This is a genomic window from Microbacterium abyssi, assembly GCF_015277895.1.
GTDB classification, from domain to species: Bacteria; Actinomycetota; Actinomycetes; order Actinomycetales; family Microbacteriaceae; genus Microbacterium; species Microbacterium abyssi.
Map to the genome: position 1 here is coordinate 2,285,866 of NZ_CP063815.1, position 21,467 is coordinate 2,307,332.

17 protein-coding genes and 1 riboswitch are annotated in these 21,467 nt (G+C 69.0%); of the genes, 12 read left to right on the forward strand and 5 right to left on the reverse strand.

The annotated features are described in order from the left end of the window. Positions 1–9: 9 nt before the first annotated feature. Positions 10–3,537: a transcription-repair coupling factor gene (gene mfd / locus IM776_RS11165; protein ID WP_194420109.1), complete on the reverse strand. Its 3,528-nt coding sequence runs from the start codon at positions 3,535–3,537 to the stop codon at positions 10–12. Positions 3,538–3,595: 58 nt separating this feature from the next. Between mfd and IM776_RS11170 the strand changes: the two genes are divergently transcribed. From IM776_RS11170 to IM776_RS11205, 8 genes are all read left to right on the forward strand, one after another. Then, on the forward strand, positions 3,596–4,165 hold the full coding sequence (locus tag IM776_RS11170) for a GNAT family N-acetyltransferase (RefSeq protein WP_194420110.1): 570 nt from the start codon (positions 3,596–3,598) through the stop codon (positions 4,163–4,165). 204 nt (positions 4,166–4,369) lie between these two features. Then, a complete protein-coding gene (locus IM776_RS11175; RefSeq protein ID WP_194420111.1) occupies positions 4,370–5,233 on the forward strand; it encodes an Fpg/Nei family DNA glycosylase in 864 nt (287 codons plus the stop codon). Positions 5,234–5,286: 53 nt separating this feature from the next. Beyond that, positions 5,287–5,433, forward strand: a riboswitch (FMN riboswitch). 52 nt (positions 5,434–5,485) lie between these two features. Beyond that, on the forward strand, positions 5,486–6,517 hold the full coding sequence (gene ribD, locus IM776_RS11180) for a bifunctional diaminohydroxyphosphoribosylaminopyrimidine deaminase/5-amino-6-(5-phosphoribosylamino)uracil reductase RibD (RefSeq protein WP_194420112.1): 1,032 nt from the start codon (positions 5,486–5,488) through the stop codon (positions 6,515–6,517). Next, positions 6,517–7,146, forward strand: a complete 630-nt coding sequence (locus tag IM776_RS11185) for a riboflavin synthase (protein WP_194420113.1) — start codon at positions 6,517–6,519, stop codon at positions 7,144–7,146. Before ribD ends, IM776_RS11185 begins: the two co-directional genes overlap by 1 nt. Then, complete coding sequence (ribA, locus tag IM776_RS11190; protein ID WP_194420114.1) at positions 7,143–8,417, forward strand: GTP cyclohydrolase II; 1,275 nt, start codon at positions 7,143–7,145, stop codon at positions 8,415–8,417. Before IM776_RS11185 ends, ribA begins: the two co-directional genes overlap by 4 nt. Then, the gene (gene ribH / locus IM776_RS11195) at positions 8,414–8,890 is read left to right on the forward strand and encodes a 6,7-dimethyl-8-ribityllumazine synthase (RefSeq protein WP_194420115.1); all 477 of its coding nucleotides are present in this window, start codon (positions 8,414–8,416) and stop codon (positions 8,888–8,890) included. The genes ribA and ribH overlap by 4 nt, the downstream gene beginning before the upstream one ends. 131 nt (positions 8,891–9,021) lie before the next feature. Further along, positions 9,022–9,375 carry a Fe-S protein gene (locus IM776_RS11200; protein WP_194420116.1) on the forward strand — a complete coding sequence of 118 codons (354 nt, stop codon included), beginning with the start codon at positions 9,022–9,024 and terminating at the stop codon, positions 9,373–9,375. 87 nt (positions 9,376–9,462) lie between these two features. Beyond that, positions 9,463–10,845, forward strand: coding sequence for an MFS transporter (locus tag IM776_RS11205; RefSeq protein WP_194420117.1), 1,383 nt, complete (start codon positions 9,463–9,465; stop codon positions 10,843–10,845). Positions 10,846–10,936: 91 nt separating this feature from the next. Here the strand turns inward: IM776_RS11205 and IM776_RS11210 are convergent, their stop codons facing one another. Further along, on the reverse strand, positions 10,937–11,968 hold the full coding sequence (locus tag IM776_RS11210) for a S66 peptidase family protein (protein ID WP_228479732.1): 1,032 nt from the start codon (positions 11,966–11,968) through the stop codon (positions 10,937–10,939). A 72-nt stretch (positions 11,969–12,040) separates the two neighbouring features. Between IM776_RS11210 and IM776_RS11215 the strand changes: the two genes are divergently transcribed. Both IM776_RS11215 and IM776_RS11220 read left to right on the forward strand, forming a co-directional pair. Next, positions 12,041–12,247: an AsnC family protein gene (locus tag IM776_RS11215; RefSeq protein WP_194420118.1), complete on the forward strand. Its 207-nt coding sequence runs from the start codon at positions 12,041–12,043 to the stop codon at positions 12,245–12,247. A gap of 27 nt (positions 12,248–12,274) precedes the next feature. Further along, positions 12,275–14,182, forward strand: coding sequence for an ABC transporter ATP-binding protein (locus IM776_RS11220; protein WP_194420119.1), 1,908 nt, complete (start codon positions 12,275–12,277; stop codon positions 14,180–14,182). Between the two features lie 262 nt (positions 14,183–14,444). On the opposite strand, the gene IM776_RS11225 is transcribed toward IM776_RS11220, so the two are convergent. Beyond that, on the reverse strand, positions 14,445–16,310 hold the full coding sequence (locus tag IM776_RS11225) for a phosphoenolpyruvate carboxykinase (GTP) (protein WP_194420120.1): 1,866 nt from the start codon (positions 16,308–16,310) through the stop codon (positions 14,445–14,447). Positions 16,311–16,426: 116 nt separating this feature from the next. On the opposite strand from IM776_RS11225, the gene IM776_RS11230 reads away from it, so the two are divergent. Next, positions 16,427–17,872 (forward strand): XRE family transcriptional regulator, encoded by a 1,446-nt coding sequence (locus IM776_RS11230; RefSeq protein ID WP_194420121.1) that lies wholly within the window; start codon positions 16,427–16,429, stop codon positions 17,870–17,872. A 12-nt stretch (positions 17,873–17,884) separates the two neighbouring features. Here the strand turns inward: IM776_RS11230 and IM776_RS11235 are convergent, their stop codons facing one another. Continuing rightward, positions 17,885–18,952, reverse strand: a complete 1,068-nt coding sequence (locus IM776_RS11235) for a winged helix DNA-binding domain-containing protein (protein ID WP_194420122.1) — start codon at positions 18,950–18,952, stop codon at positions 17,885–17,887. 208 nt (positions 18,953–19,160) lie between these two features. Here IM776_RS11235 and IM776_RS11240 point away from each other — a divergent pair, with 208 nt between their 5' ends. Then, a complete protein-coding gene (locus IM776_RS11240; protein WP_194420123.1) occupies positions 19,161–19,841 on the forward strand; it encodes a DsbA family protein in 681 nt (226 codons plus the stop codon). Between the two features lie 105 nt (positions 19,842–19,946). Here IM776_RS11240 and IM776_RS11245 read toward each other — a convergent pair whose 3' ends face one another. Further along, a complete protein-coding gene (locus IM776_RS11245; RefSeq protein ID WP_194420124.1) occupies positions 19,947–21,395 on the reverse strand; it encodes a glyceraldehyde-3-phosphate dehydrogenase in 1,449 nt (482 codons plus the stop codon). Between the last annotated feature and the right edge of the window lie 72 nt (positions 21,396–21,467).

The window sequence follows — 21,467 nt, forward strand, 5'->3', positions numbered from 1 at the left end:
CGCCCGGGATCAGCTTCCGGTCTTGACCGGCTCAGGGAACAGCGCGGTGAGCAGCTGCGAGACCCAGGCGAGGAGCTCGGCATCCTCCGGAAGCGGCACGACCAGCGCCTCTCCCCCGGCGACGAGCTTCGCCTTCGGGTAGAGCCGCTGCAGCCGGACCTTCATCGAGTCCTCGAGGCGGGCGGGCGCCACGCGCAGGTTCGAGCCCATCACGACGACGTCCGTGAGACCGGCCACGGCGGCGCGACGGCGCAGGCGGGCGACGGCGACCAGCCCGTCGACCTCTTCCGGCGGAGTGCCGTAGCGGTCGGTGAGCTCCTCGAGCACGAGGTCGATCGCGTCGTCCTTGGCACTGGGCGCCGCAGCGGCGGACAGCTTCTGGTACGCCTCCAGGCGCAGCCGCTCGCTGTCGATGTAGGTCTCCGGGATGCGGGCGTCCACCGGGATCTCCATGCGCAGTTCGACATCGCTCGAGGTGTCCTCGCCGCGGAAGTTCGCGACGGCCTCGCCGATCATCCGCAGGTACAGGTCGAAGCCGACGCCGGCGATGTGGCCCGCCTGCTCCGCACCGAGCATGTTGCCGGCGCCGCGCAGCTCGAGGTCCTTCAGCGCGACCTGCGTGCCGGAGCCGAGATCGTTGTTGATCGCGATGGTCTGCAGCCGGTCCGCCGCCGTTTCCGAGAGCGGTTTGGAGTCGTCGTAGAGGAAGTACGCGTACGCGCGCTCGCGCCCGCGCCCCACGCGCCCGCGCAGCTGGTGCAGCTGCGACAGGCCGTACTTGTCGGCCTTGTCGATGATGATCGTGTTGGCGTTGGAGATGTCGAGCCCCGTCTCGACGATCGTCGTCGAGACGAGCACATCGTACTTGCGCTCCCAGAAGTCGTCGACGACCTGCTCGAGCTGATGCTCGCCCATCCGGCCGTGCGCGACGGCGATGCGCGCCTCCGGGACGAGTTCTGCGAGCTCGCTTGCGACCCGCTGGATCGACTGCACCCGGTTGTGCACGAAGAAGATCTGCCCCTCGCGGAGGATCTCGCGACGGATCGCCGCAGCGATCTGCTTGTCACTGCGGGGTCCGACGAACGAGAGGATCGGATGCCGGTCCTCCGGCGGCGTCGCAAGGGTCGACATCTCGCGGATGCCGGTCACCGCCATCTCGAGCGTGCGCGGGATCGGCGTGGCGCTCATTGCGAGGATGTCGACGTTCGTCTTCAGCTTCTTGAGCTTGTCCTTGTGCTCGACGCCGAAGCGCTGCTCCTCGTCGATGATCAGCAGCCCCAGGTCCTTGAACATCACCTGATCGGTGAGGATCCGATGGGTTCCGATGACCATGTCGACCGACCCGTCCAGCAGTCCGTCCAACGTGAGACGCGCGTCCTTGTCGGTCTGGAAGCGCGAGAGCGCCCGCACCTTCACCGGGAAGCCGGCGAAGCGCTCGGTGAAGGTCTCGAAGTGCTGTTTGACCAGCAGCGTGGTCGGGACGAGCATCGCGACCTGCTTGCCGTCCTGGATCGCCTTGAACGCCGCTCGCACGGCGACCTCGGTCTTGCCGAAGCCGACATCGCCGGACAGGAGGCGGTCCATCGGGATCGGCCGCTCCATGTCGGCCTTGATCTCGTCGATCGTCTGCAGCTGATCCTGCGTCTCGGCGAACGGGAAGGCCTCTTCCAGCTCGCGCTGCCACGGCGTGTCCGGTGCGAACGCGTGGCCCTTGGCGGACATGCGCGCGGAGTACAGCTTGACGAGCTCGACGGCGATGTCTCGGACCGCCCTGCGGGCCTTGCCCTTGGCCGCCGACCAGTCGCTGCCGCCCATCTTCGACAGCGTCGGGGCCTCGCCGCCGACGTACTTGGAGAGCAGATCGAGCTGGTCGGTGGGCACGTAGAGCTTGTCGCCCGGGTACCCGCGCTTGGACGGCGCGTACTCGAGCACGAGGTAGTCGCGCGTCGTTTTAGTGGCGTTGCGGCCGCCCGTGGAGACCTCGCGCTGCGTCATCTCGACGAACTTCGCGATGCCGTGCGTGGCGTGCACGACATGGTCGCCGTTCTTCAGCTGCAGCGGGTCGACGACGTTCCGGCGGCGCGATGCGAGCTTCTTGACGACTCGCTGATCGCCACCGATCGTGCGCCCGTAGAACTCGTTGTCGGTGAGGACGGCGAGCTTCGCCTCCGGAACCTGGAATCCCGACTCGAGGGATCCGAGCACGAGCGTCGCGACACCCGCATCCGGTTCGTCCGTGAGGGCCTGGACGGGGCGGGCGGCGAGTCCACGATCCGAGAGGACGTCGTTCGCGCGGTCGACGAGTCCGGTTCCGGATGCCACGACCACGACCCGCCAGCCATCGGCCAGGCGCGCGGCCACGAACTCGATCGCGCCGTCGACGTTGCCGTGGAACGAGGGGATGATCGACGCGTCGATGTTCGCGGCATCCGCATCGTCGGTCGCGAACGGGCTGAACCGCCACCAGACGCCGTCCCGCTCGCGGACGATCTCACGGAGCCGCGCGACGCTGAGGAAGTCTCCGGCACCCAGGTCGATCGGAGCGGATGCTCCGGAGGTCGCCGCGCTCCACGCGGCATCCAGGAACTCCCGGTTCGTCTCGCCGAGGCTCTGCGCACGGGCGCTCGCACGCTCAGGATCGACCAGGGCGACGGCCGTGCCGGGCGCGAAGTACTCGGCGAGCGACTTCAGAGGACCTGCGACGGCGGGCAGCAGCGACTCCATGCCCTCGACCGGGATGCCCTCTGCCATCTTCTCCAGCATCCCGGCGATCGCGGGGAACCCGGCGACGAGCGAGCGCGCCTTGTCGCGGACATCCGAGGTGAGCAGCAGCTCGCGCGTCGCAGGCAGCTCGACGAGGTCGACCTCATCGGGCAGTGACCGCTGATCGGCAACCGAGAACGCACGGATCTGGTCGATCTCGTCACCGAAGAACTCGACACGGTACGGGTGCTCGCTGGTCGGCGGGAAGACATCGAGGATGCCGCCGCGCAGCGCGAACTCGCCCCGACGGGACACCATGTCGACGCGCGTGTAGGCGCGTTCGACCAGCTGCTCGACCGCGTCATCGAGCTCGAGGCCGCGAGCGCCGAGCGCGAGGCTGAGCGGGGCGGTGTCACCGAGGTTGGCGGCGATCGGCTGAAGCGCTGCGCGCACCGAGGCGACCACGATCAGCGGCCGCTCACCCGACCAGGTGGTGATGCGGCGCAACGTGTCCAGGCGCCGCCCGACGGTGTCGGCGCTCGGGCTGAGACGTTCGTGCGGCAGTGTCTCCCAGGCGGGAAAGCTGAGGATCTCGGCATCCGGCACGAAGGAGGCCAGCGCCTGAGAGAGCGACTCCGCCCGCCGTCCGGTGGGTGCGATGACGAGAAGGGATGCCGGATGCCCCTGGCTCGCGCGCTTGTCGAGGAGACCGGCGATCGTCGGGGCGTCGAGCCCATCGACGAGTCCGAGGTCGGCATCGGTCTGCGCCCAGGTGAGGGCGTCGTGGTAAAGGTTCGCCTTTTCCAAGGCGCGCAGAATCCCTGGAACAGTCACCAGGCAAGCTTAGACGCGGCATGCGACACCAGGGCCCCCGGCTCAGTAGCCTGTCCGGATGGAACCTGTCACCCTGCACACCGAACGCCTCGTCCTCCGCGCTCCGACGGCGGCCGATGTCGACGCGATCACGGCGGCGTGCCAGGATCCGGAGATTCCGCGTTGGACGACGGTTCCGAGCCCCTATACCCGCGATCACGGCGAGGGTTTCGTGCAGCTGATCGCGCAGTGGTGGGCCGACAGCAGCCAGACGATCTGGGGCATCTTCCACGACGACGTGCTCGTCGGCGTCGTCGGACTGCACCACATCACGTCGCACCCCAGCGGGGGTTCGACCGAGCTCGGCTACTGGGCGACCGCCGCATCACGCGGACAGGGCTTCATGGTCGAGGCCGCGCGTGCCGTGATCGACTGGGGCTTCGCCGAGCTGCGGCTCGCCCGCATCGACTGGCGCGCTGTGGCCGGCAACATCCCCTCGGCCCGCACGGCGCGTGCGCTGGGGTTCCGATACGAGGGGCTGATGCGTCAGGCTCTCACCAGCCCGCGCGGACGCGACGACGGCTGGGTGGCCGGGCTCCTGCCGTCCGACGACCGCACGCCCGTGGAGTGGCCGATTCCGCTCGGCTGAGGCGCAGCATCCGGCCGGGCATGTCGGGAAAGATGCGGGTTTCCGCCGGCCGCACCCGCAACAACCTGGACACGCATTCGAGCATGTCGGGGAAGTGGCGAGGGAGCACCCGCTGCACCCGCACCAACCCGGACACGCTCCAGCTGCCGAGCACCGCACAGTCTCACCCTGCCGAACGTCGGCGCCGAGTGGCAGGATGGGCGCATGCCGGAGATGCCGGAGGTTCAGGGACTCGTCGACTTCCTCGGCGAGCGCACGGTCGGGCACGCCATCACCCGCACGAACGTCGGCGAGATCGCCGCGCTGAAGACCTATGATCCGCCGAACACCGCCCTGCACGGTGCGACCATCACCGCGGCCTCCCGCCACGGCAAGTTCGTCGTCGTCTCGTGCGGCGACGAACTGCACCTCGTGTTCCATCTCGCCAAGGCCGGGTGGCTGCGCTGGTACGAGCTGCTCCCGACGACGCTCATCAAACCCGGCAAGTCGCCGATCGCGCTGCGCGTCGCGCTGGACGATGACGGCGGCTTCGACCTCACCGAGGCCGGCACGAAGAAGTCTCTCGCGGTGTACGTCGTGCGAGATCCGCAGGACGTTCCCGGGATCGCCCGCCTCGGGCCGGAGCCACTCGGCGACGGGTTCACCCGCGACATATTCGCGAGCCTCCTCGAGGGCCGACGGATGCAGATCAAAGGGCTGCTGCGCGACCAGTCCGTCATCGCCGGGATCGGCAACGCCTACAGCGATGAGATCCTGCACGCCGCGCGCATGTCGCCGTATGCGATCAGCGGAAAGCTCGACGACGAAGAGATCGATCGGCTCTTCAGTGCGATGAAGACGACGCTGACGGATGCCGTGGCCGAGGCATCCGGAAAGCCGCCGGCCGACCTGAAGGACGCCAAGCGCGCCGGGTTCCGTGTGCATGCACGCCGAGGCGAAGCGTGCCCGGTCTGCGGCGACACCGTCCGCAGCGTGTTCTTCGCCGACCGCTCACTGGAGTACTGCCCCACCTGTCAGACCGACGGCAAAGTCCTCGCCGACCGGCGGCTCTCCCGACTGCTGAAATGACGCCGACGACGCGGAATGAAACGCGCGCGCAAGCGTTGAGTACACTGAGCATCAAACGTGCTCCGGGGTCGGTGTGAATCCGAACCGGCGGTGACAGTCCGCGAGCGTCGAGGGAAACCGAGATGCCGATCCGGTGGAATTCCGGTACCGACGGTGATGCGAGGGCAATCTCGCTAGTCCGGATGGGAGGCAGCACGATGCGCGACAACGTGCGTTCTGTCATCCCCGGAGCCTGAAAACGAAGGACGACGGATGGCAGTGACCGAGGCGGAACGCCGCGCAATGTCGCGTGCACTCGAACTCGCCGCGCGCGGGCCCCGCGGCGTCAATCCGCAGGTCGGCGCCGTCATCCTCTCCCCTGCCGGCGACATCATCGCCGAGGGCTGGCACCGGGGCGCCGGGACTCCACACGCAGAGGTGGATGCACTCAGCAGCCTCGCAAACGACGCGGCGCGCGACGCGACCGCGATCGTGACTCTCGAGCCGTGCAACCACACCGGCCGCACAGGGCCCTGCGCGCTTGCGCTCATCGAGGCCGGCGTCTCGCGTGTCGTATACGCCCTCGACGATCCCGGCGCTGTCTCCGGCGGCGGCGCCGAACGCTTGCGCGATGCAGGTGTCGAGGTCGAAGCCGGCGAACAGGCGGATGCCGCCCGCGCACTCGTCGCGGATTGGCTGTCCGCGCAGCAGGCCGGTCGCCCGCACGTCACGGTGAAGTGGGCGCAGAGCATCGACGGCCGCGCCGCAGCTGCGGACGGCACCAGCCAGTGGATCACCGGATCTGAGGCTCGCGCCGATGTGCACCGCCGCCGCGCCGCGGCCGACGCGATCGTCGTCGGCACCGGCACCGTGCTCGCCGACGACCCGTCGCTGACCGCCCGTGACGGCGACACCCTGCACGCCCACCAGCCGATCCCGGTCGTCATCGGCGCCCGTGAGACGCCTGCTGATGCCGCGGTCCGCCGTCACCCCCATGAACCGCTCTTCTACGGAACCCGCGACCTGCACGCGGTGCTCGCGGATCTTCATGCCCACGGCATCCAGCGCGTGTTCGTCGAAGGCGGGCCGACGCTCGCCAGCGCGTTCATCGCCGCGGACCTCGCCGACCGCATCCTCGCGTACATCGCGCCGGTGCTGCTGGGCGGCGAGCGCGTGGCTCTCACGGACATCGGCGTCCCGACCATCGACGCCGCGCACCACCTGACCGTCGACGAGTGGGTGCCGCTCGGCGCCGACCTGCTCGCGATCGCGCACCCCACTGCACTCCAGGAAGGGACACACTGATGTTCACCGGAATCATCGAGGAGATCGGCGAGATCACCGCCGTCGTGCCGTCCGGCGACGGCTGGCGACTGACCGTCCGCGCCCCGAAGGCCGCGCAGGATGCCGTGCACGGCGAGTCCATCGCGGTGTCCGGTGTCTGCCTCACCGTGGTCGATTCGACCTCCGACACCTTCGACGCCGACGTGATGAAGCAGACGCTCGACGTCTCCGCACTGGCGGCGGCATCCGTCGGCACCCGCGTCAACATCGAGAAGGCGATGCCTGTCGGTGCACGCCTGGGCGGCCACATCGTCCAGGGCCACGTGGACGGCACCGGCGAGATCGTCGAGGTGCGCCCCGGCGACCAGTGGAGTGTGCTGCGCGTCGCGATCCCGGCTGACCTCGCCCCGCTCGTCGTCGACAAGGGATCGATCTCGATCGACGGCACCTCCCTCACTGTCAGTGCAGTGAGCGACGCATCGACCGTCGCCGGCTGGCTCGAGGTCTCGCTCATCCCCGAGACGCTCGCCGCCACCACCCTCGGCAGCCGCGTCGTCGGCGACCGCGTGAATCTTGAAACCGACATCCTCGCCCGTCATGTCGAGCGCCTCCTGGCGTTCCGGGCTGTCTCGGAAGGAGGCTCGCGATGAGCCTTTCCACCATCGAAGAAGCTCTCGAGTCGCTGCGTGCAGGCCGCCCTGTCATCGTCGCCGACGATGAGAACCGCGAGAACGAGGGCGACGTCATCCTCTCGGCCGAGCTCGCCACCCCGGAATGGGTCGCGTGGACGGTGCGCTGGTCGTCGGGATTCATCTGCGCGCCGATGCCGTCCGACCTCGCCGATCACCTGAACCTGCCGCCGATGGTCGAGGCCAACGAGGACGCCCGTTCCACCGCGTACACCGTGAGCGTCGATGCCGCAGAGGGCGTCACCACCGGCATCAGCGCCTCCGATCGCGCCCACACGCTGAACGTGCTCGCGAACCCGTCCTCGACCTCGACGAGCATCATCCGCCCCGGGCACGTGCTGCCGCTGCGCGCGGTGGACGGCGGCGTGCGCGAGCGCGGCGGTCACACCGAGGCCGCAGTCGAGCTCATGAAGCTCGCAGGGCTCCAGCCGGTCGGCGCGATCGCCGAGGTCGTCGCGGAGGACGGCAGCATGATGCGCCTTCCCGGCCTGAAGGAGCTCGGCGCGCGCGACGGCGTACCGGTCATCACGATCGAGCAGCTCATCGCGCACCTGAACGAGATCGATCCGCTCGACGGCCCCATCGCGTCCTCGCGGGCCGGCAAGCGGCGGGTGAGCCTGCGCGCCGATGCCACGGTGCCGACCGATCATGGTGTGTTCCGCTTCCTCGCCTACAAGGACCGCGTGACCGGCACCGATCACATCGCGGTCGTCTCGGGCGAGCTCGACGAGACCGCTCTGGTGCGCGTGCACTCGGAGTGCCTGACCGGTGAAGCGTTCGGCTCGCTGAAGTGCGAGTGCGGCCCGCAGCTGGATGCCGCGCTGGACGCCATCGAGCAGGACGGCGGCGTGGTCATCTACATGCGCGGTCACGAGGGCCGCGGCATCGGGCTCATCAACAAGCTGCGCGCTTACAGCCTGCAGGAAGAGGGGCTCGACACCGTCGACGCGAACCTCGCCCTGGGCCTCCCCGCCGACGCCCGCGAATACGCGGCGGCGGCCGGCATCCTCAGCGACCTCGGGGTATCGAAGGTGCGCCTGCTCACGAACAACACCGACAAGGTCAAGCAGCTTCGCGAGCTGGGCCTCGACGTGGTCGAGCAGGTGCCGCTGATCGTCGGCGTCGGCCCGAACAACCACCAGTACCTCGAGACCAAGCGCGACCGCATGGGCCACATCATCGGCGAGGCCGAGCTGGCAGCGGCACTCGCGCACGGAAAGGACAACGCATGAGCGGCGCAGGAGCACCCTCCCCCCACGAGAAGATCGACGGCAGTGGTCTGAAGGTCGTCGTCATCGCCGGAACCTGGCACGACGTCATCACGAACGGACTGATCGCAGGCGCCGAGCGGGTGCTCGTGGCATCCGGTGCGTCGTACGAGACCGTGCGCGTTCCGGGGTCCTTCGAGCTCGCCGTCGCCGCGCAGGCGGCGTTCGCCGGCGGAGCGGATGCCGTGGTCGCCCTCGGCGTCATCATCCGCGGCGGCACCCCGCACTTCGAATACGTGTCGGCCGCGACGACCGATGGACTCACGCGCGTCGCGCTGGATGCCGGCAAGCCGATCGGCTTCGGGGTGCTCACCCTCGACGACGAGAAGCAGGGCCTGGATCGTGCCGGGCTCGAGGGCTCGAAGGAGGACAAGGGCGCCGAGGCCGCGGATGCCGCGCTGCGCACCGCGCTGGTGGTCAAGGCGCTGCGCGATTGACCTGTTCTGCTCCGGCACACCTGCAGGGCCGAGGCGCGGATGCAGGGGCATCCACCGTGGGACAACCCGCCATGCATCCGGTGAGCATGCCCTTGCTGGCATGAGCATCGCCGCCCCGATACCCTAAGCGCATGGAGACTCTTCGGCACGTCGTCGTTTTCATCCACCTCGTCGGCTTCGCCACGCTGTTCGGTGCATGGGCCGTGCAGGCATTCGGCGGGAAGCGCGAGTTCACGCGCCTGATGAGCATCGGGATGACGATCGCCGCCGTCGCGGGCCTGATCCTCGCCGCCCCGTGGGGCATCGAGGGCGCCATGAACTACCCGAAGATCGGCGTGAAGCTCGTTGTGCTGCTGATCATCGGCGCTCTGCTGGGCATCGGCTCGGCCCGCCAGAAGCGCGACGCTCAGGTGCCCGCGGCGATGTTCTGGCTCGTCGGCATCCTGACTCTCGTCAACGCCGGAATCGCGGTTCTCTGGCGGTAACACGCGGCAACCGGCGCACAGCGGTTTCTCAGGAGGCGTAAACTCCCGGGGTGCTCGTCATGCGAGCATCCGAACGTCAGGAGCATCTTGAGCACCACCGCCACACCAGCCAACCCGCGCTCTCGCGTCATCACCGCGAGCCTGGTCGGCACCACGATCGAGTTCTACGACTTCTACGCCTACGCGACGGCCGCAGTCCTCGTCTTCCCGATCCTGTTCTTCCCGAGCGACAACGAGACCGCCTCGCTGCTGGCATCCTTCGCCGTATTCGGCGCCGCGATGGTCGCGCGTCCGATCGGCGCGATGGTGTTCGGCCACTTCGGCGACAAGTACGGCCGCAAGGCCACGCTCGTGGCATCCCTGCTCACGATGGGAATCGCGACCGTCCTCATCGGCGTGCTGCCGACGTTCCAACAGATCAACTGGGTCGCTCCCCTGCTGCTGCTCGTCCTGCGCCTCGCGCAGGGATTCGCGCTCGGCGGCGAGTGGTCGGGAGCGGCTCTCGTGGCGACGGAGAACGCACCGAAGGGCAAGCGCGCCTGGTACGGATCGTTCCCGCAGCTCGGCGCCCCCATCGGCTTCATCATCGCGAACTTCATCTTCCTCGCCATCAACTGGCTGCTGCCGCACGCCGAGGCCCCGTCGCTGAAGTCAGAGGCGTTCCTCGCCTGGGGCTGGCGTATTCCGTTCCTGTTCTCCGCCGTCATGGTGATCATCGGCCTGTGGGTGCGACTCAAGCTCGTCGAGTCCGACACGTTCAAGAAGGCGGGCGAGAGCGGCACCATCCGGAAGATGCCGCTCGTCACGGTGTTCCGCCACTACTGGAAGCAGCTCATCCTCGGCACGTTCATCATGCTGGCGACGTACGTGCTGTTCTACCTGATGACGAACTTCACGCTCACCTACGGCACCGCCCAGACCGATGCCGCCGTGCCCGGCTCCGGGTTCGGCTACACCGACTTCGTGCTCATGCAGATCATCGGCGTCGTGTTCTTCGGTGTCTTCACCCTGCTGTCCGGCCCGATCGCCGATGCCATCGGGCGTCGCAAGCTGCTGCTGTGGGTCACCGGTGCGATCATCGTGTTCGGCCTGACCTTCAACCTGTTCCTGCTGCCGCAGGTCGACCCGAAGTTCACCGGCGCTCTGACGCAGGCGTTCCTCATCCTGGGCTTCATGCTCATGGGCACCACGTTCGGTCCGATGGGCGCGATGCTCCCCGAGCTGTTCCCGACCAACGTCCGGTACTCGGGCTCTGCGATCTCGTACAACGTGTCGTCGATCCTCGGTGCCGCTGTCGCGCCGTTCATCGCCGTCGCGCTGTGGGCAGCGACCGGAGGGTCGCCGTGGCTGGTCGGCGTGTATCTGTCGTCGATGGGCGTGCTGACCTTCATCGCGCTGATCTTCACACCCGAGACCAAGGATCACGACTACGAGTCCGACCTCGGGTTCGCGCAGAGCGCGGAGCTGTAGACAGCTCCATCGACGCCCCCTCCGGCCGTCGACGCCCCCTCGTTCCGACGCATCTACGAGGGGGCGCCGGCGCGAAGAGGGGGCGTCGGCGTCAGTAGCGGGCGAACACCCTTCGCGACGCACCGTCGAGCACCATCCGGCCGCCGTAGGGCACGATCCACTGCGGCCGGGTGTGCCCGAACGGCACGCCGACGCAGGTGACGGCATCCGGGTTGTAGCGGCTGACCGTCTCGATGACGATGTCGCGCTGTGCCGCGCGGAGCGCGTCGGCCTCTGCCGGCGACGGGTGGAAGTCGAAGTCACTCACCGGCGGCCGAGCGACGACGACCCCGGCGACGGCCGAGAGGATGCCGCGCTCCCCCAGCCCTCGCATCCAGCGGCCGACCCAGGATGCCGCAGGGCGCTCCTCGCTCGTCTCGATGAGCAGGATCGTGCCTGCCAGAGCGGATGCCGGCGGCAGCCGATCCGCGAGGGCGAGCTGGTCGATCACCTCGAGGCAGCCGCCCCAGGTTCGCCCCTCGACGCGCACGGCCGGGCCCGCCCACGTCCAGGGCTCGGTCGGGATGCGGTCGCCGTACTCGGAGAGCGCCCGCGGGTCCTGCCAGCGCTGCCCGACGTCCTCCGACTCGCCCGGTTCGGTCAGCTCGAGCTCGCCGCCGTCCAGGAGGGCAGCGCGCAGCGAGCGGAGGTGCACGTCGTCGACGGCGGGGCCCGGCCCGAGATGCACGGCGGTGGAGCCGCCGTAGAATCCGGGGATGCCGAGATCCCACAGCCAGTTCAGGATGTTCGTGTTGTCGCTGTAGCCGAGGAACGGCTTCGGGTCGGCAAGCGCGAGCGCGGCGTCGAGATGCGGGATGACGAGGATCTGGTCGTCGCCGCCGATCGTCGCCAGGATCGCGCGGATACTCGGATCGGCGAACGCCGCGTTGACGTCCGCCGCGCGCGACTCGGGTGAAGCGTCCAGCTGACGCGTCGTCGGGTACTCGACCGGGATGAGTCCGGTCAGCTCCGTCAGCCGGTGCAGCGCCTGCTCGTGCAGTTCCGGGGCGACGGCGGGAGCGGCGAACGCGGGCGAGAGGACCGCGACGCGATCGCCGGGGACGAGCTTGGGCGGTGTCAGCATCCGTTCATTCTGGCACCGCCGCATCGTCAACATCGATTGACACGCGCCACCGTGTCAACATAGATTGACGGCATGACCGTTCACACCGCTCAGGATCTCGATCCCGAGGGCGAGCCGATCGCCGAACTGCACCGGCTCGCAGATGTCCGTCGTGGTCTCGCGCGCGCCGAAGAGGCTCAGGTCCGCCGCGCCCGCCTGGCCGGGTACTCCTGGCAGGCCATCGCGAGCGCCCTCGGCGTGACGAAGCAGGCCGCCCACAGGAAGTACGGTCGTAGGTAACCCCTTTTCTTCAGATCGAGGTCTCGCATGTCTCGTACGGCGCCCACTCGCCGGCGCGGACGCGGTGCGCCGCAGGACGGCCCGCGCGCCACTTTCCGCCAGCTTCTCCCGTTCCTGTTCGAGCACAAGCGCACGCTGATCGTCGTCGCAGTGCTCAGCGTCATCGGCGCCGCGACCTCGCTCGTGCAGCCGCTGCTGGTCGGACAGGTGATCGTCTCGGTGCAGGCCGGCGACGCGCTGGGCCTGCTCGTCTGGGCGCTGGTCGGTTTCGTGATCGTCTCGTCCGTCATCTCCGGCTACCAGCACTACCTGCTGCAGCGCACCGGCACCGCGGTCGTGCACTCCAGCCGCCGCCAGCTCATCGCCCGCATCCTGCACCTGCCGATCCGGGAGTTCGACTCGCGCCGCACCGGCGATCTCGTCTCGCGCGTGGGCACCGACACGACGCTGCTGTACGCCGTGCTGACCCAGGGTCTCGCGGACGCCGTCGGCAGCGTTCTCATGTTCGCCGGCGCGCTGATCGCCATGCTCATCATCGACCCGATCCTGCTGCTCATCATCGTGGTCGTCGTCGGGGTCTCCCTGGCCGTCGTCGTGCTGCTCGGGGGCCGGATCCGGACGGCCTCGACCGCGCAGCAGGTCAAGGTCGGCGAGCTGGCGTCGGCCGTCGAGCGCGCGGTCGGATCGATCCGCACCGTCCGCGCGTCCGGCGCGACGGACCGCGAGACGGATGCCGTCTCCGGCCTCGCCCGCGACGCCTACGGGCTCGGCGTGCGCATCGCCAAGGTCTCCGCGCTCGTGGTTCCGATCTCCGGCGTCGCGCTGCAGCTCTCACTGCTCGCAGTGCTCGGCGTCGGCGGCTTCCGCGTCGCCGCGGGCGCGATCACCGTGGCCTCGCTCATCACCTTCGTGATGTTCCTGTTCATGATGCTCATGCCGCTGGCGACGACGTTCGGCGCGATCACCTCGGTGAACCAGGCGCTCGGCGCCCTGGGCCGCATCCAGGAGGTGCTCGACCTCCCGACCGAGGACCAGGAGGATGCCGCGATCGCCGCAACTCTCCCGAACCGTTCGGCGAGCCCGGCCGATCCCGCGACCACCGTCCCCGCACTCTCGTTCCACGACGTGCGCTTCCGCTACCCTGACACGGTCATCGCCGCGCGCGAGGCCGCCGCGAACGAAGCCCGCAGCCTTCTCATCGACGCTCACCTCGAGCGCGCGGAGGAAGCCGTGGATGCCGAGACGCAGGCCGACCACGACGTTCTCCGTGGCGTTTCCTTCGAGGTTCCGCCCGGATCGCGCGTGGCGCTGGTCGGACCGAGCGGGGCGGGCAAGAGCACGATCCTGTCGCTCGTCGAGCGCTTCTACGACCCCACCGGCGGTTCGATCCGCCTCAACGGTGAAGACATCCGCACCTACCCCCGCGCCGAGCTGCGCGCGCAGTTCGGCTATGTCGAGCAGGATGCCCCGACCCTCGCCGGCACGCTCGCCGACAACCTGCGGCTCGCCTCCCCCGACGCCACCGACGCCGACTGCGAGCGGGTGCTGCGCGCCGTGAACCTCGGCGATGTGCTCGAGCGCGGACCGCTCGGCCTCGAGACACCGGTCGGCGAAGACGGCGTGATGCTGTCGGGTGGTGAGCGCCAGCGGCTCGCGATCGCGCGGGCCCTGCTGACCGAGGCGCCGATCCTGCTGCTGGACGAATCGACGTCATCCCTCGACGGCGTCAACGAGCAGCGCATGCGCGAGGCGATCGACGCGGTCTCCGCCGATCGCACGCTCGTCGTGATCGCGCATCGCCTCTCCACGGTCGTCGACAGTGACCGCATCATCGTGCTCGAGGCAGGCGAAGTCGTCGGCAGCGGAACGCACGCCGAGCTCATCGAGTCGACGCCGCTGTACCGGGATCTCGCCCGTCATCAGCTGCTGGCGTAGCGGACGGCGAGCGACCGAGAGAGGCTTCGACTCGCTTGGCTCGCTCAGCCCGTTTCGTCTTCGGGCTTCGCCCTTCGCTCAACGACCCGCGGGATCCGGGCCTGTTCGAGGGTGCGGGCGCTGTCCCGATCCGCAGACTGATTCCCCCGAAACGTCAGCAGAACGGGACAGGCCCGGTCATCTCGCGGCGGCAGGATGGCGGGACCACTCAGCCATGGGTCTGTCCCTGCCATCCCGCCGCCGCGGGTCTGTTGCGCGGCGCTTACTGCGCCTGCGTGAGCCGGTAGCGCAGCGAGGCGAGCTCGGTGCGCAGCGCCGCCGGTAGGGTGTCGCCGAACGTGTCGTAGAACGCCTCGGTCGACTCGGCCTCCTTCGCCCATGCGGCGGGGTCGACGGCGAAGAGCTCCTCGAGGTCCTCCTCGGGGACATCGATGCCGTCGAGGTTCAGATCTTCGATGAGCGGCAGCCGGCCGATGGGGCTGTCGACGGCGGCGACCTCGCCGCTGATGCGACGGATGATCCAGTCGATCACACGCGCGTTGTCGCCGAAGCCCGGCCACAGGAAGCGCCCATCCGAGCCGCGGCGGAACCAGTTGACCTGGAAGATCCGCGGGGCGCGGTCGAAGCGCAGCTCCCGGCCGACCTTGAGCCAGTGGGCGAAGTAGTCGCCCATGTTGTAGCCGCAGAAGGGCAGCATCGCGAACGGGTCGCGGCGCAGTTCGCCGACGGTTCCCTCGGCGGCGGCGGTGCGCTCCGACGAGATCGTCGAGCCGAGGAAGACGCCATGCGTCCAGTCGGTGGCCTCGACCACGAGCGGGACGTTGCTGGCCCGGCGTCCGCCGAACAGGATGACGTCGAGCGGGACGGCCTCTTCCCAGTCCTCCGAGATCTGCGGGCACTGCGCTGCGGCGACGGTGAAGCGCGAGTTCGGATGCGCGGCGGGGCGACCCGAGTCGGGCGTCCAGTCGTTGCCCTCCCAGTCGATCAGGTTCGCCGGCGGGGTGTCGGTGAGGCCCTCCCACCACACGTCGCCGTCGGGGCGGAGCGCGACGTTCGTGAAGATCGTGTTCCCCCAGAGGGTCTCGATCGCGGTGACGTTGGTCGCCTCTCCGGTGCCGGGTGCGACTCCGAAGAAGCCCGCCTCCGGATTGATGGCCCACATGCGGCCGTCCTCACCGGGCCGGATCCAGGCGATGTCGTCGCCGAGGGTCTCGACCTTCCAGCCGGGGATCGTCGGGCGGAGCATCGCGAGGTTCGTCTTGCCGCACGCCGAGGGGAACGCGGCGGCCACGTGGTACGCCTTGCCCTTGGGGTCGACGACGCGGATGAGCAGCATGTGCTCGGCGAGCCAGCCCTCGTCGCGGGCGATCACCGAGGCGATGCGCAGGGCGAAGCACTTCTTGGCGAGGATGGCGTTGCCGCCGTAGCCCGATCCGTACGAGTAGACCTCGAGGGAGTCGGGAAAGTGCACGATGTACTTGTCGTCGTTGCAGGGCCACTCGACGTCCTGCGCACCCGGTGCGAGAGGAGCACCGACGGAGTGGACGGTCTTGACCCAGGGCGCGCCCTCGGCGATCTGACGGGTGACCGCGTCGCCGACGCGGGTCATGATGCCGATGGATGCCACGGCGTAGGCGCTGTCGGTGATCTGCACGCCGATGTGCGAGAGCGGTCCGCCCACGGCGCCCATCGAGAACGGCACGACGTACATCGTGCGCCCGCGCATCGAGCCCTCGAAGATCTCTGTCATCTTCGCGCGCATGTCGGCCGGGTCGGCCCAGTTGTTCGTCGGGCCGGCATCCTTCTCCTGCTCGGAGGCGATGAACGTGCGTGCCTCGGTGCGAGCGACATCGCTCGGGTGCGAGCGTGCGAGGTACGAGCCGGGCCGCCACTCGGGGTTCAGCTTGATGAGCTTGCCCTCGTCGACGAGACCGCGCAGCAGGGCGTCGTTCTCAGCGGCCGAGCCGTCGACCCAGTGCACGTCGGAGGGCTGCGTGAGCTCGCGGATCTCCTCCACCCAGGCCTTGAGTTCAGCCATCGCAGCGGTGTCGTACTTCGGAGCCGCGCCCAAGGCTCGCACTGCGCTGACGGCGGGAACGCGAGGGGTGAAGGTCTCGACCATAGCCATGACTGCTCCTTGAAGATCGAAGAGATCGGTGTCTGCATCCATTCTGGGCAATCAACTGCCGCGCTTTCGGCCGGTTTCGCTCTAAAGAAGTGAGTTTCTTTCGCTATGCTCAAGGAATGAGCAGCTCCGGCATCCACCTGACGACTCTCGGTCATCGCATCCGCCACCATCGGGTGGCCCAGGGCTTCACTCTCGACGAGCTCGGGGCGAGGGTCGGCGTCGCCGGTTCGCAGCTCAGCCTCATCGAGAACGGCAAACGCGAGCCCAAGCTCTCGCTGCTGCAGGCGATCGCCACCGCCACCGGCACCGAGGTCGCCGACCTCATCTCGGGCGAGCCGCCGAACCGACGCGCGGCCCTCGAGATCGAACTCGAGACGGCACAGGCGAGTCCGGTGTTCCGGCAGCTCGGCATCATTCCCGTGCGGGTGTCGAAGAGCATGCCCGATGAGACGATCGAGGCGATCCTCGGGCTGCATCGCGAACTGCAGCGACGCGAGCGCGAGGCCATCGCCACCCCGGAAGAGGCGCGCCGCGCGAACACCGAGCTGCGGCTGCGCATGCGTGCGCAGAACAACTACATCGGCGACATCGAGAAGCTCGCCGAGAAACAGCTCAAGGCCGCCGGGCACGTCTCAGGCGCCCTCACGCACCGCACGGTGATCATCATGGCGCAGAAGCTCGGCTTCGAGCTGATCTATGTGAACGACCTGCCGCACTCCACGCGCTCGGTAACGGATCTGGAGAACAGCAGGATCTATCTGCCGCCGGCATCCATCCCCGGTGGTCACGGTCTGCGATCGATGGCGCTGCAGGCGATGGCGCACCGCCTGCTCGGTCACACGCCGCCGACCGACTACGCGGACTTCCTGCAGCAGCGGCTTGAGATCAACTACTTCGCCGCGGCGTGCCTGATACCCGAGACGGCAGGAGTCGCGTTCCTGCAACAGGCGAAGAAGGACCGCAACCTCGCCGTGGAGGACTTCCGCGACGCGTTCGGCGTGACGCACGAGGCGGCCGGCATGCGCATGACCAATCTCATGACCGAGCACCTCGGAATGAAGCTGCACTTCCTGCGCGTGGACGAGACCGGCGCCATCACGCGCGTGTACGAGAACGACGACCTGCCGCTGCCGATGGATGTCACCGGCGCGGTGGAGGGCCAGCCGGTGTGCCGCAAATTCCAGGCGCGGGCGGCGTTCACGCAGCAGAACCGCACGACCGAGCGCTACCAGTACACCGATACGCCGTCGGGCACGTTCTGGTGCGCGACGCAGACCGGATCGGGCAGCGACGGCGAGTACTCGGTCACGGTCGGGGTGCCGTTCGACGACGCGCGCTGGTGGCGCGGACGGGAGACCCCTGATCGCGCTGTGTCGGCATGCCCTGATGAGGCGTGCTGCCGGCGCCCCGCGCCGGAGCTCGCCGGGCAGTGGGCGGGTCGCTCGTGGCCGAGCGCGCGCGTGCACACGCACATGTTCTCGCCGCTTCCCCGCGGCGCGTTCCCCGGCGTCGACGACAGCGAGGTGTATGCGTTCCTCGACCGGCACGCGCGCGAGGAGTGAGGCGCCGACCCCTCACCCGGTGATGAACGCGGCGTAGCGGTCGAGCGCGGCGGCGACGTCTTCGTCCGACGCCGCCCCTGGCGTGAGCAGCTCGGGCACCGGATCGTCGGCGTGCCGCCCGATCGCGGTGGAGTGCCGCCACGTGCCGACCACTACGCCGCCTGAGACGATGATCGGGCGTACCATGCCGTTCTTGCCCGGCCCCACGGCTGCCAGATGCTCCGGCGGGCAGGCGACGCTGCGGTCCTGGTACGAGATGTAGTACTCCTCGAACGGGCCGAGTGCGATGACGGATGCCGCGCGCGGGCTGCGCCGCGGGCGCGTGCGGGCGGCGAACACGCCCTCGTCGACCTCGTGGATGCGTTCGTCGGGGACGGATGCCGCGGCGCGCGCGGTTCCGAGCGTGATGCCGGCCCACCAGGCGAAGTCCTCGGCGGTCGCGGGACCGTGTCCGACGATGTAGCGCGCGAACATCTCGGCGGCCGGAGCGGCCGGGGCGGCGGAGGCGCCGATGTGCTCCTGGGCGAGGACGAACAGCTGCTCGCGCGACGCGCCCTCGGGCCTGGGGACGACCGGCCCCTGGCAGACGATTCCGCGCAGCGCGAGGTTCTGCACGGCGTGCAGCCCGCGCTGCCCGGTCGGGTCGATGCCGGCATTCGCGAGCACGGCGAACAGCTGTGCGCGCGTCATCGCGTTGCCGCCGCGCAGGGCACCAGTCAGCACACGCTCCACCGTCAGGAGCTCTTCTGGCCCGAGACCGAGCTCGCGGTACCGCGGCGCGGCCATCCGCAACTGCCGCTCCCCCGTGACAGCGAGCACCCAGGCGAGATCCTCGGCCGGGAGGATGTGCAGGGTGCCGCGCTGCGTCCACGCGCGGATGAGCACGCCGCGGTTGAAGAGCCTGTCCACCGCGCGCAGCGTCGGCGCCGTCGAGGTTCGAGCGGCGAGTGCCCACCGGCCGGCCCAGAACTCCTGCGCCTGGACGGCGAGCAGGTGACGCGCGGCATCCGCCACAGACCTCGCCGGAGCTGTCAGCCGATGTGAGCGGAGGCGCTCGGCGCGCAGCGCGTGCGGTTCCATGTGCCCATCCTGCCCGCCGCCGCCGACATCGCGCGGTGGGGTGGTCGGAGCGGGCTCGTCCGCACACCGCTGAGCGCCTCCGCTCACGCTGGATGGATTTCGCCGGTTCTGAGCGCCTCCTAACCGACAGGATGCATCTGGCATGACGCGCCGCGGCGGCCGGTAGGGTCGAGGCGAACGGTGTCGTGGACGACGAGAACGGATGACGATGGCTGCGCAAGCGCGGAAGACGAACTGGTTCGCGATCTGGATCTCGATCGGCGTGGTGATCGCGCTGGTCGCGGTGGGCGTCCTGGTCGTCTGGCTCAACCAGCAACAGGGCGCGGATTCTGCGGCGCCCGGCGGGAGCATCGTGGAGGAGCAGACCGGAGCCATCCTGATCGGCGACGGCCCGGACGAGGTCGAGATCTGGTTCGACTTCTACTGCCCGCATTGCCAGGATTTCGAGGACGTCTATGGTCCCGGCATCCAGGATCTCGTCGATGACGGGGCGATCACCCTGCGTCTCCAGCCCGTGGCGCTCGCGGGCCTCAATGCGGCATCCGGCACTGAGTTCTCGGAGCGATCGGGAGGCGCGCTGTACTGCGTCGCCGACGCGGCACCTGACGCAGCGCACTCGTTCTTCACCCAGCTGTTCGCGATGAAGCCGAGCGGCGCCGGGCTCACCGACGACGAGCTGTCCGCCCTCGCCGCCGACGTCGGCGCCTCCGACGCCGCGGATTGCATCGCGGACGGAACCTACCGGCAGTTCGCCGTCGACCAGGCGCAGCAGCTTCCGACGGATCCGCAGAGCGGCGGAGCAGGCACCCCGACGCTCGTCGTGAACGGCGAGTACGTCGCGATCACGGGCGATGTGGATGCCGACATCGTCGATCGCCTGAACGGCTGATTCGTCCGTCCAGGCGGTATCAGTTCGGTCAGTTCTGAGCGCGCGTAACCGACCGAACTGATACCGCACGAGTACCGTGCGCGACGCCGCTCCGGCTCGCGCCGCTCACGCCCGCAGCGTGACCTCACGGCGCCGCGGTAGCACGACGGGGTGCGACCCGGCCATGACCTCGAGCACGCGGATGACCTGGCAGGAGTACCCGTACTCGTTGTCGTACCAGACGTAAAGCACCACGTCGCGGTCGTTCGCGATCGTCGCCAGCCCGTCGACGATGCCGGCGCGATGCGAGCCGACGAAGTCGGTGGATACGACCTCGGGGGATTCGACATAGTCGATCTGCTGACGCAGCTTCGAGTGCAGCGACACTCGGCGCAGGTAGTCGTTGAGCTCGCCCCTGTCGGCCGGGTTCTCCAGCGTCAGATGCAGCACCGCGAGCGAGACATCGGGGGTGGGAACGCGGATCGCGGAGCCGGTGAGCTTTCCCTCGAGCTCGGGCAGGGCGCGCGCCACCGCCTTGGCGGCCCCTGTCTCGGTGATGACCATGTTCAGCACCGCCGAGCGTCCGCGTCGGTCGCCGGAGTGGAAGTTGTCGATGAGGTTCTGGTCGTTCGTGAACGAGTGCACCGTCTCGACGTGGCCCCGCACGATCCCGTACGCCTCGTCGACAGCCTTCAGCACCGGCGTGATCGCGTTGGTCGTGCAGGACGCCGCAGACAGGATGCGGTCCTCGGCGGTGATCGTTGCGTCGTTGATGCCGTGCACGATGTTCTTCAGCATCCCCTTGCCCGGCGCGGTGAGCAGCACGCGTGCGACCCCCTTGGCCTCGAGGTGGCGGCTGAGACCTGCTTCATCGCGCCAGCGCCCGGTGTTGTCGACGACGATCGCGTCGTCGATGCCGTAGGAGGCGTAGTCGACGGATGCCGGATCGTTCGAGTAGATCACCTGGATGCGCGTGCCGTTGGCGATGATCTGCTCGGCTTCCTCGTCCACCGTGACCGAGCCCGCGAAGCGACCGTGCACGGAGTCGCGCATCAGCAGCGATGCGCGCTTGATGAGGTCGTTCTCCGAACCGCGGCGCACGACGATGGCGCGCAGGCGCAAGCCGCTTCCGCCGCTGGTGTGCGCGATGAGGATGCGGGCGAGCAGACGCCCGATGCGGCCGAAGCCGTACAGCACGACATCGGTCGCCTCCGCCGGCGTCGCGCCCATCGCCGGAGCGAGGATCCCGCGCAGGTACTCGTCGAGCGGCACATCGGAGTCGGTCCGCTCGGCGACGAGGCGCGCCACGTCGATCGAGGATGCACCGGGCGCGAGCTCTCGCAGCGACTCGAGCACGGCGAGGGTGTCCTCCAGCGCGAGCTCCTCGTGGCCGAGCTGCGCGATCCGCTCGTGCAGCTCGATGATGCCCGTGGTCGACAGGCCGAGCAGCCGGTGCCCGTGCAGCGACGTGACCACCTCATGATCCCTGCGGAGTGCGCCGACCAGCGGAACCATCCGCTCGGCGAGCTCTTCTCTGACCATCCAGTCGTCACGGTGTGCCGCGAAGTCGTTCATCTGCGTCCTTGCATGTGTGAGCGCGCGCCGAAGATCTTCCGGCGCGCAGGTTGCCGGGTGGAACATCGGGGG

Bases quoted from the DNA above. Each gene is read 5' to 3' on its own strand.
- IM776_RS11170 (WP_194420110.1), top strand. From the start codon at position 3,596: ATGGAACCTGTCACCCTGCACACCGAACGCCTCGTCCTCCGCGCTCCG.
- IM776_RS11175 (WP_194420111.1), top strand. From the start codon at position 4,370: ATGCCGGAGATGCCGGAGGTTCAGGGACTCGTCGACTTCCTCGGCGAG.
- ribD (WP_194420112.1), top strand. From the start codon at position 5,486: ATGGCAGTGACCGAGGCGGAACGCCGCGCAATGTCGCGTGCACTCGAA.
- IM776_RS11185 (WP_194420113.1), top strand. From the start codon at position 6,517: ATGTTCACCGGAATCATCGAGGAGATCGGCGAGATCACCGCCGTCGTG.
- ribA (WP_194420114.1), top strand. From the start codon at position 7,143: ATGAGCCTTTCCACCATCGAAGAAGCTCTCGAGTCGCTGCGTGCAGGC.
- ribH (WP_194420115.1), top strand. From the start codon at position 8,414: ATGAGCGGCGCAGGAGCACCCTCCCCCCACGAGAAGATCGACGGCAGT.
- IM776_RS11200 (WP_194420116.1), top strand. From the start codon at position 9,022: ATGGAGACTCTTCGGCACGTCGTCGTTTTCATCCACCTCGTCGGCTTC.
- IM776_RS11210 (WP_228479732.1), bottom strand. From the start codon at position 11,968: ATGCTGACACCGCCCAAGCTCGTCCCCGGCGATCGCGTCGCGGTCCTC.
- IM776_RS11215 (WP_194420118.1), top strand. From the start codon at position 12,041: ATGACCGTTCACACCGCTCAGGATCTCGATCCCGAGGGCGAGCCGATC.
- IM776_RS11220 (WP_194420119.1), top strand. From the start codon at position 12,275: ATGTCTCGTACGGCGCCCACTCGCCGGCGCGGACGCGGTGCGCCGCAG.
- IM776_RS11225 (WP_194420120.1), bottom strand. From the start codon at position 16,310: ATGGCTATGGTCGAGACCTTCACCCCTCGCGTTCCCGCCGTCAGCGCA.
- IM776_RS11230 (WP_194420121.1), top strand. From the start codon at position 16,427: ATGAGCAGCTCCGGCATCCACCTGACGACTCTCGGTCATCGCATCCGC.
- IM776_RS11235 (WP_194420122.1), bottom strand. From the start codon at position 18,952: ATGGAACCGCACGCGCTGCGCGCCGAGCGCCTCCGCTCACATCGGCTG.
- IM776_RS11240 (WP_194420123.1), top strand. From the start codon at position 19,161: ATGGCTGCGCAAGCGCGGAAGACGAACTGGTTCGCGATCTGGATCTCG.
- IM776_RS11245 (WP_194420124.1), bottom strand. From the start codon at position 21,395: ATGAACGACTTCGCGGCACACCGTGACGACTGGATGGTCAGAGAAGAG.